The sequence below is a fragment of the Akkermansia sp. N21169 genome (genome assembly GCF_029854675.1).
Classification (GTDB): Bacteria; Verrucomicrobiota; Verrucomicrobiia; order Verrucomicrobiales; family Akkermansiaceae; genus Akkermansia.
In genome coordinates this window covers 54,171-62,193 of record NZ_JARWNC010000023.1, presented here as the reverse complement: position 1 = coordinate 62,193, position 8,023 = coordinate 54,171, and the positions used below count along the sequence as shown (strand labels likewise).

Here is an 8,023-nt window from a genome sequence, read left to right as displayed (position 1 = left end):
TGCCCTCCAGATTGTTCCGTGAGATCGACTTCTGCAGGTCGAGCGTCAGGCCCAGTGTCAGGGAACCCAGGGAGACGTCATGTCCGGCGGCTGACGCCCCGGCATCGGAACCGAAGACGATGACGCCGTCGGCGCGTCCGGAAGAGCCGGGCACATAGTTGTTCTCACCCAGCATGAGCGTCGTCGGACCTTCCAGCGTCAGGTTGCCCGAACCGATGCCGCTGATCGTCGTGGCACGGTAGGGAGAAATATCCGTCTTAACCGGCACGAGGATGGAGGCAATGGCAGACGCCTTCAACCCGCCCAGATCAATGCCGGCCACTCCTTCATGGGCCAGGATGGAGACATTGGAATCGGAAACATAGCCCGAAGCCCGGGTCAGGCTGCCGTTCTTCACCGTGATGGCGTTGGCAATCCCCAGGCCACCCAGATCGGCCGAGGCGGAGTCGCCGTCGACGATAAGGCCGCCTTTGGCGAGAGCCGAGGAGGAACCCAGTTCGACAACGCCTTCCGTCACCGTCAGGGTGCCGTCCCACTGGGTGTCTCCTTCATTCGTGCCGGACAGCACAAGTGAACCGGCTCCGCTCTTGGTCATGACTCCGCTGCCGGACAATGCCCCCGACAAGGAGATGGAAAGCCCCTGCCCCACATCGACGGTAGAACCGCCTTTGTCGGCCGTACCGGCCAGAACAAGCGCATGATCCGAACTCCAGGAGGTCGCCGCACTTAAAACTCCGTTCCCCAGCGTCACCGTTCCGGGAGTTCCTGTAATACCGGAAGCTCCCAAGACAAGTTTGCCTCCATGAACGGTCAGGGCCGAACTTTCCGACCCGAACTGGATGCCCGACAGCGCAGCTTCGCCTCCGTTGATCGTCAATTGTCCGGAACCATTCTGGCCGAGAATGGCGGTTGCATCGGCGGCATCCAAAGTTCCCTTATCAAGAATCAGAGCACCGGAAAAACCTTCCGTCCCCAGTTCCAGGGAATCCTTCACATGAACGGAGCCTTCCGAATCCGCCGATCCAATCTTCAGCGTAGCGCTGGCCGTCAGACGTAGATTGGCGACATCGATGTCATTGGTCGTCAACAGAGTAACGTCGGATATTCCGTCTGGCTTGTAACCGGACATCACCAGCCAGCCGTCAGCCATGGAGAACTTGCCGGAAAAGGTATCGTCGCCGTTCTGGAGTTTCAGAAGCAGGGAGCCGCCATCGTTCTTCTCCACTGTCCCAAGGATACCCGACAAGCGACCGCCGATGGCGATTTCCTGACCGGCTCCCGTATTGGACAATGCCAGCGTAGAATCCTCGTCAACACTCACCGTACCAGTCAACACGGAGGTATGATTGATTCCTGCCAAGGCGACAGTTCCCGCCCCTTCTACGGAAATAGAGGCATCTTTGATGTCTTCGCCCTGAGTCAGGGTCAAACGGTCTTCTGCTGCCACTGTGCCGACCGAGAAGGAAACGCCTTCCGCGGAAAGACGGTTGTCCAGAGTCACGTCTCCCTTGGCAAGGAGAGTCCCGCCCGAAGTCGTTTCATTGGCCCGGAACGTGATCAGTCCGGAGCCGAGAGCATCATCGTTGGTCACAATGACCGTACCGCCCTCCAGACGGGTTCCGCCCTCGTACGTATTGTGCGTTTCAATCGTCAACTGGCCGCCGCCCTGCTTTGTCAGGATGGCGGTTCCGGTGATATTGGCATCGGAATCTCCGGCAAAGACGAAGGAATTGGCATCTCCCGACTCGTTGCTCACCGTCACCGACTTGGGCGTCACGTCACCGACAATCGTGACGGTGTGATTGAAGTCATGGCTCTGGCTCGTACTGACAAACCACAGCACCTGGTTATCCGGACCATACTGGAGACTTCCCGATTCATCGGCATCCCAGACCTCTCCCGGACTTTCGTTCACACCCTTCCACACGGCATTCGTATCTCCCGCCTGCCCCTTCCACGTCCACGAGACAATGGTCGAAACACGGAGGACGACAGTATTGTCCACCATGTCCATCAGGAAACCGCGCGTACTCGTATCCGACAAAACGTATTTGAAATCACCAAGGCTCAGAAGGTCATTCCCGGTAAACAACTGATACGTTCCGGGGGTCAAATCCTGATACCCTGACAGGACGAGGTTCTTGTCAGCCGTCGACTCATTGGTAAACGTGCCGCTCAGGGATACGAAGGACGCATCACCGGTTTCCCGGCCGGCCATGTTCATGGTCAATACGGAATTGCCCGTCAGCGTCAAATTCGTCGAGGACAGGACGCCCGTGCCGGACATCGTGATATTCCCCAGTCTCGGAGAAGCCAGCGCCGTATCGTCGAACTTCAGCATCCCGCCGGACACCGTCGTCAGGCCCGTATACGTCGGCTGGGCCTTGATCACCACAGTCCCGTTCCCCGTTTTCGTGACGGCACCGCCGCCGCTCAGCACGCTTTCAATCGTACCGGAAGACAACAGGGCAGTCGTACCTTCCTTCAAATGGAGGGCGTCCCCCTTCAGGGTTCCGCCATCCATCTTCAGCGTCCCGGCATACGCGCTTCCGCCGGCAACGGTTGTCTCGCCCGTCACCGAAAGTGCATTCTCAATAGCCAGGTTATCCAGATCAAGAGTTCCGCCGGAAAGGGTAACCGTACTGCCGGAAAAAGCCTTGAGGCCGCCTGCTTTCAGCGTCCCTCCGGAAACCGTCGTCGTTCCCGCGTAGGTATTCTCCCCGGTCAGCACGACCGTGCCCTCTCCCGACTTCTCAATCCCTCCGTCCCCGGAAAGAACGTTGGCTATCGAACCGCTCTTCAACTGAGCCGTCTTGCCTTCCGCCAGATTGACGGCATCACCCGTCAGTGTACCTCCGTCAAGCGTCAACACTCCCGCATAGGCGGAGCCTCCGTTCAACACGGCCGTACCCGATACCGTCACTCCGTTGGCTGCCGCTTTGCCGTCCAGATCCAGCGTTCCGCCGGCAAGGACTACCGTACCCGTGCCGAAACCGGACACATGGCCCGCCTTCAAAATCCCGCCGGAAACCGTCGTCGTGCCCGCATAGGTACTGGCCCCCGACATGGTCAGCGTCCCGGCTCCGGTCTTGACGAAATTACCCGAGGAAATGATCCCGGACAGGGTCACTTCATTGCCGTTGGTATCCAGCGTCAATTCCTTGTCGGCGGCGATATCCAGCAAACCGGAGATATCCTTGTCATTGCCCGTGCCGTCCCACCTCAGCGTCCCCTTCGACGAGGCCGCATCCGTACCGCCTATCGTGATTTTCGACGCGGCCTCCATCGCATCAAACGCCGTCGATGAGAACAACAGCGTACCGCCATTGCTCAACATGACGCTGCCTTTGCCGACGGATGAAGCCCCCTGCGCCTTCAGGACGGAGCCCGTTCCCTGGACGGTAATGCCGCCCGTACTGTCGGAGGCTCCCGTCACGGCGAGCGTCCCACCCGTCAAAAGCAGGGAACCCGCTCCGGACAAGGACGCGATACTCTCGTCCGAAACCAGCGCTACCGACAAGATTCTCCCGGACGTTACCACATTCACCGTCGAAGAACCGAGAGAGACAACCGACGTCGTTCCCGCCCCGCCCTTCACGTTCATCGTGTCGAAGCCCGAGAATTTCGCCTGAAGAGCCGATACATTGTCCAGATTCAGGACTTTGTCGCCTGTCACGGCACCCGTCCCCGCCGATCCGCCGTAAATCGTTCCCTCGTAATCATAGAAGCGGTCTCCTGCTGCAACGTCCGAAATCGTCACGTTCGTACCGGCGCCGATCGTGCCGTTCCCGTAGTTCCCGCCATAAATCGCGTTGTTATTCTTAACCAGCAGATCCTTGCCGATGAGAATATGAGTCGATCCACCGACGCCCCGGTCGTGCTCGGCGCTGCCGCCCACAATCAGCCGGGCCGCATGCATGTCGATCGTACCGCCCTCCAGATTCAACGTCGTATTGCCGGTCACTCCTCCGGCCCAGCCGCCGCCGGCCAGATCGGCACCGGCTCCCGTTAAAGAATTTCCGGATCCATCCAATTCACCTACCAAAGTACCGCTCTTGAACGTTACCGTCGTATCTCCGGACACAACACCAAACAATCCGGCACCGAAAATACGCATCGCCTGGTTGGCCGCATCCACGGCATCCAGATCAGCTCCCGCACCATACGCTTCGCCGAACACAACATTCGTATTGCCGGCAACCCCCACATCCTCCGACCCCGAGGCAAGCTGGCTGCCGCCGACAATGATCAACCGCTTGTCCGCACTGCCGGATACCGAAACCGACGTATTGCCGCCCACGGATATCAAATTGCCCCCGCCAAAAATACGGCTGGAAGAACTGATGCCCGTCACCACAATATTCGTATTGCCGGCGACCGTCGCTCCGGCCCCGGAACCACCACCGTAAATCACGTTGCTGAACGTGCCCGACTTGATCGTAACATTCGTATTGCCGCCAACCGAAACCGTCCCGGTACCGCCGGACTTGTGCCCGCCGCCGATAACAAGATTACTGTACGTTCCTCCGTCGATCGTCACATGCGTATCACCCAGCACATTAACCGTAGCATCGGCCGATCCGGCAGCTGAAATCAGGCCGCCGCCTGCAATCACCCCGGAAAACGTCACACCAGCCGGTGCAGTGACCGATACATGGGTCGATTTATTGATATTCAAAGATGGGGCACCGCCACCACCTTCGTACGCAATTTGAGAACCGCCGTAAATATTTTTGGCAAACGTCCCGTTCGAATCACCGGATAAATTCACCGTAATATAGGTGCTGCCCGTATGATTGAGTTTGGATGCGTTATTTTTGAGAGTAGAACCGCCAAAGACATTCCCGGCCGCAGTCTGGACATTGGCAATGACGATATGCGCATCTCCCTGAAATGTAACATTTGCACCATCAGGGGAATAGCCGCCACCGTAAATATTGCCGTTCATTGTGGAGGGGTAACCGGAAGCCTCATTCAATATTTGAGCATTTTCGCCGATATAAATATAGGAATCGCCCGTCATACTGGCAGCATATGCCGGCCCCATACCCATGACGAGATTGCTGGTCGTATCGCCGATCAGTTGAAGATGTGTATCTCCCACAAAAGCCCGATTTATTTCTCCGGTAGATGGCCAAGCCCATTCATTCATGTTCGCTCCAAAAATTCCTTTGAAGTTCCCGCCTCTCACATCCAGCCAGACATTCTTCTGGACTGTTGCGTACCTGTCGTCCCCCGCAGCAAGCATACCTCCCGCAAGATATTCCGGAGTATCACCGGAACCGGTGATGACGGCAGCAGCATTGGCTCCATTTAAATAATAGAATTTTTCATCACCTTGAGCACAAAGAGCCCACCCCCCGTCAACCGTTCCTCCCGTTCCGGCAAGAGCCGCATATCCTGGTGCCCCCTGTGCCAGCCAGGAGGAATCCTTCCAGGAAATAGTCGACATGCCGTCATTCTCAAGTTCCTCTTGGTTCAGAGCCCAGGTCAGCGTATTACCATTCAAGGACAAAGTGCCGTATTTATCGGGAGACAATGACGAACCATCCGTCAAAACTCCGGTTCCACCTCCAACGGGAGCAAAACCGGCATCGACAATCGTCACCTGGTTCAAGCCTCCGCCCAAAACATATTCTCCGTCCGACATCCGGCTATCCCATACAAGCTGGCCTGCCGAGAAATGACTGGAAAATGTTTCGGGTGTACCAAAGTAGGAGGTCGCTCCATCCAGGAAATAGGAAAAACATTTCAAGGCAAGCGTATTCCCCGTCCCGCTATCCGTCGTAAGCGACGTTTGCAGGGAATCCAACGAGCCGAAATAACCGAGAGTCACTCCCGTACCCAGCTTGATGGGACCGGAAATACTGCCGCTGAGGACATTCAACGTCCCACCCAGGACTTCCGTACCGCCCGTATAAGTATTTTTTCCATTCAGGATTAACGTTCCGGCGCCAGTCTTAATCAGCTTCCCGGCGGAAATACCTTCACCCTCCGGTTCCTGAGACAAAATCCCGTTCAAAGTCACGGTCTTTCCTCCTCCCGACTCAAACGTATTCGTATCCCGGTTATAAGTCGCCTGTGTATCGAAGGTTACATCTCCGGCCATGCGCAACGAGGTAGAAGCATCCAATGTCCAGCCTTCATCAAGGACGCCAATCGTACCGCCTTTCAGCAAAATGCGATTGCCTCCCTCGGAAATTCCGTATTCACCGATGTTCATCCGGGTATCGGCACCGCTCATTGTAATGGATGTTGAAGCTCCCGCTGCTCTCAAGCCCATCATGTTAGCGGTACCGCCAGTCATATTCCATATCGTATAACCATCATCCCCCGTACGGACTGCCCCATTGACAACCCGGAATTCCCCACCGCTCATATCGAATCTCGTTACCGAATCATAGCCCCAATGTCCCAATCGCACAGCATAAACCGCAGCCTTATGACTGCCATCCCCCGTACCCGTAATATCAAGCAAACCTGATGAAATTTGTAGGATGGAAGTCGCCCATGCGTAATCACTCGTTATTAATCGTTGCGCACTGAAAGCACCACCCTCAATTGCCAGAGTACCGGTCACAATGGAAACAACATTCCCCCCTTCGGTTCCCAAATCCTTGGTCACATTAATCGTCATACCCTCACCGACGCCAATTCCGGAATTACCATTAAAAGTCAGTGTTTCGTAACTCCAAGTTCGTTCTGTGGAACTGGATATATGGAGAGGAGCGCCCGTCAGGATCGCCTGGCTCTGGTTGAATGTGACATCATTGTTGAGTCTCAAATTCGCGTTTCCGGAGACATTGCCCGTGATACTTCCTCCGTTATAATTAAGTTCCGCTCCCTGGCCTAAAACGATGGCATTTGTTATGCTGCCGGAATTGAAATTCAATATTGCACCGGCATTAATGGCACATGAATTAAGAACAGCTCCGGAATTGTAATTGAGAATGCCTCCATTGTTAATCGTCACCGATCCCAGGGCAGAAGAGGCATTATAAGTCAGTGTTCCGTCTACCCTGGGATTAACCGTACCGCTTACCGTCACATTTTCGTTGATCGTCAGAGAAGTCCCTTGGGAGATATCCAAGCGTCCCTGTGCGTAATCCGTCCATGTCAAAGAGCCGTTATCCAGAGTCAATTGCCCTCCTTTGAGGATTATGCCGTCCGTTGTCACGGTGTTACCTCCAAGGCTCAAGGTAGTGCCGTCGGCAACAGTTCCGGAGATATAGGCAATTGAACGGGCACTTTCTGTTGAATCACTCCATGTTTGCCCGGATGCATCGTCAAGCGTCCAAATGGCATCGCCCCAATTGGCCGTACCGGACGTAAAATTCCCTTGGAATACCTTCCCCTGATAGGCAACAATCTGCATACCGGCAATACAACCGCGTCCTCCTCCAGCCTGGACCCCTCCGTAAATATTGAGGGCATCATCGCTCAACCCGGAAATATGGATGGCATTCCCTCCTAAAACAGGACGCTCTACATTTGTATTTGTATCTCCCCATATTCCTCCGCCAACGATTGTTTTGTCTCCATCCATCGAATACAGGACACCATTCACTTCTTTGGCAGAAAATTTTGCACCTCCCGTATCGGTAGAAGCATAGATGTACAAATCATAGACCAAAAACTGAGTGTTCAGATTGGTCAATTGAACCTGGGGCCCCTTGCTGGTACCGGTTCCGTCCGTACCATCGTCCAAATAGCCTTTCAACAGAGGATCTGTTTTATCAACCCCCCATGTATTCTTGGATGTAAAGGAGAGATTGATATCCGTCTGCACGTTAAGAGAATCGAGCATGGCTGTCGGAGTTGTCAGAACCGCTCCTTCCATCTGATTCCAGTATTCGGAATCAATCAGCCCGGACGTAGAAGTAGCTTCGCCTCTGCCTTTATCGAAGTTGATGCTGATCGTTGCTCCGGAAGTCGCAGCATAGGAGACGGAAGAGATAGCAGCCAGTACTGCTGCCGCCAATGGAATAGGAAGTCGCAATTTCATAGTTTACGAGAGATATTA

At 55.1% G+C, this 8,023-nt stretch carries 1 protein-coding gene; it reads right to left on the bottom strand.

Annotation, left to right across the window (positions count from 1 at the left end; genetic code table 11):
• On the bottom strand, window positions 1-8,005 hold an 8,005-nt coding region (locus tag QET40_RS00955; protein WP_280125293.1), incomplete at its 3' end, for an autotransporter-associated beta strand repeat-containing protein.
• Window positions 8,006-8,023 lie beyond the last annotated feature (18 nt).